Raw genomic sequence first — 2,678 nt, forward strand, 5'->3', positions numbered from 1 at the left:
CAACGCCGTGCCAGGCGACCCGCGCCCGCCGATGGTGACCTCCGGACTCCGCGTGGGCACCTCCGCACTGGCCACCCGCGGATTCGGCAAGGCCGAGTTCACCGAAGTCGCCGACATCATCGCCGAAGCCCTCCAACCCGAGCTGGACACCGAGACCACCACCGCACTCCGCGGCCGCGTCGAAGCACTCGCCAACGCACAACCCCTCTACCCGAACCTGTAAGGGTTTCCGCGGGCGCCGCATTCCGGGGATTTCCTCCGGAATGCGGCGCTTCGCATTTTCAGCACGGTCCGGTTTCAGCACGGCCAGGTTTCAGCGCGGTAACCTTTCTGCACATCGTCACCCCAGGTCACTCCGTCCGCACCGGGCACGATTCGGGCACCGCTCCCTCGATCGCGCGGATGCGTGCGCCCATTCGCAGCAGCACCGGGGGCTGCGGTTTTCACCAACTCGTCGGATGGCTAAGGTACCGCTCCACACGAGACCTCTCCCTTTTCAGGAGCACGGCGATGAGCGAACCCGCACCCGGGGAATACCGCAAGGAACTCAGCAACCGGCACATCAACATGATCGCGATCGGCGGCGCGATCGGGGTGGGCCTGTTCCTGGGTTCCGGCAAGGCGCTGGACCAGGTCGGCCCCGGGCTCATGGTGATCTACGCGATCGCCGGGACGATGATCTTCTTCGTGATGCGGGCGCTGGGCGAACTGCTGATGTACCGCCCGGTCAGCGGCTCGTTCGCGGAGTACGCCGGGGAGTTCGTCGGCCCGTGGGCGAAGTTCGCGACCGGCTGGGGCTACTGGCTGGTGTGGATCGTGACGGGCATGGCCGAGATCACCGCGGTCGGCGAGTACTTCCAGTTCTGGTTCCCCGAGGTTCCGCAGTGGATCCCGGCGCTGGGCGCGCTGGTGGTGCTCAGCGGGGTGAACCTGATCGCGGTGAAGCTGTTCGGCGAGTTCGAGTTCTGGTTCGCGCTGATCAAGGTGCTGGCCATCGTCGGGATGATCGTGCTGGTGGCGCTGATCCTGGTGTTCGGCTTCAGCGACGTCGGTGACACCGCCTCGGTCAGCAACATCTGGTCGCACGGCGGGCTGTTCCCGAACGGGGCCACCTCGGCGCTGCTGTCGTTCCAGATCGTGATGTTCGCGTTCATCGGCGTGGAGATGGTCGGGCAGACCGCCAGCGAGAGCGCGAACCCGAAGCAGGTGCTGCCGCGGGCGATCAACGCCGTGATGCTGCGGATCCTGATCTTCTACGTGGGTGCGCTGGCCGCGCTGACCGCGTTGGCGCCGTACACCGAGTTCAGCCCGGACGGCAGCCCGTTCGTGCAGGCGTTCGCGATGATCGGCATTCCGGCGGCCGCCGGAGTGATCAACTTCGTGGTCACCACTGCGGCGCTGTCGTCCTGCAACAGCGGCATCTACTCGACCGGCCGGATGCTGCGCACGCTCTCGCACGACGGGCACGCGCCGCGCGGGGTCGGCGTGCTGTCCGGGCGCGCGGTGCCCGCTCGGGCGATCGCGGTGACCTTCGGGGCGATGCTGATCGGCGTGGCGCTGAACTACCTGGTGCCGGAGCAGGCGTTCACCTACATCACCAGCGCCAGCACCGTCGGGGCGTTGTTCACCTGGGGCATGATCGTGGTCTCGCACCTCGGGTTCCGCCGCAAGGTCGCCCGCGGTGAGCTGCAGACGAGCAATTTCCGGATGCCGCTCGCGCCGTACTCGAACTACGTGGTGCTGGCTTTCCTGGCGATGGTCGTGGTGCTGCTGGCGTTCGACGCCGAGACCCGCATCGCGCTCTACATCACGCCGGTGCTGGTGCTGGCGGTTGGCATCGGTTACGCCGTGGTGCGGCGGCGTTCGACGCCCGCGGCGGGCGCGGAGCAGGTGCGCGCCGGGGAGTGACCGGCTCCGTCCAACGCCGGAGCGGGGTTGCGCCGGCTGCCGGTTCAACCCGGCGGCCGTCCGGGAGAAGATCCCGCTCATGCCCCCGGTCCCTCGCGTGCTGGTGATCAGCCGCAGCGCTCGGCAAGAGCGCAGCATCCAGCGGGACGGCAGGTTGGTGGTGTTCACGCAGGCCGCGAACGCCGTGCTGTGCACGGCGGCCGCGGTGCTGTGGTCTTCGTGGGCGGCGGGTTCGGCCCGCTGGCTGGTGCTGGTCCCGGTGATCGCCGCGCTCGGCAGCTGCTACGTGGGCTGGGCGCAGTGGCGCTGGCGCCGGCTGAACCAGCGGATGCTGTACCTGCAGCTGGCGTTGAGCAGCGTCGGCGTCACCTACGCATCGGCGGCGGGGACGTACTCGGCGCCGTGGTCGTCGGTGCGGCAGGTCCGGCTGCGCCACCACCGCAACTCGCCGTACGTGGTGATCGACGTGGACGGGTGGGGCGGGCCGCTCGGCGAATGCGCGGGGGTGGACCGGCTCGCGCTGACGCTCACCGGCACCGGGCTCGGCCCGCGGGAAGTGAGCCGGGCGGTGCACCAGCTCAGCGGCGGGATGGTCACCACGGCGCGGGATTGAGGCGCTCCGGGATTGCGGCCGCCCGGGATTCAGGCGCCCCGGGATTCAGGCGACCCGGGATTGACGCGCAGAGCCCCGGAGTCGCGGGTCCGCGGCGCCGGACGAGTCTTCGGCTGTTCAGGCGGCCCGCTGCTGATCGAGTTCCGGCTCCGGCCCG

At 69.4% G+C, this 2,678-nt stretch carries 2 protein-coding genes and 1 pseudogene; all 3 read left to right on the forward strand.

What is annotated here, in order from left to right:
* Positions 1–223: pseudogene (locus IJH84_RS19390) on the forward strand (serine hydroxymethyltransferase); the annotation flags it as partial.
* Positions 224–510: 287 nt separating this feature from the next.
* Positions 511–1,908, forward strand: a complete 1,398-nt coding sequence (locus tag IJH84_RS19395) for an amino acid permease (RefSeq protein ID WP_200069949.1) — start codon at positions 511–513, stop codon at positions 1,906–1,908.
* A gap of 79 nt (positions 1,909–1,987) precedes the next feature.
* Positions 1,988–2,521 (forward strand): hypothetical protein, encoded by a 534-nt coding sequence (locus IJH84_RS19400; RefSeq protein WP_295147127.1) that lies wholly within the window; start codon positions 1,988–1,990, stop codon positions 2,519–2,521.
* Positions 2,522–2,678: the final 157 nt, after the last annotated feature.

It is taken from the genome of Saccharopolyspora sp., from assembly GCF_017434145.1.
GTDB lineage: Bacteria > Actinomycetota > Actinomycetes > Mycobacteriales > Pseudonocardiaceae > Saccharopolyspora_C > Saccharopolyspora_C galaxeae.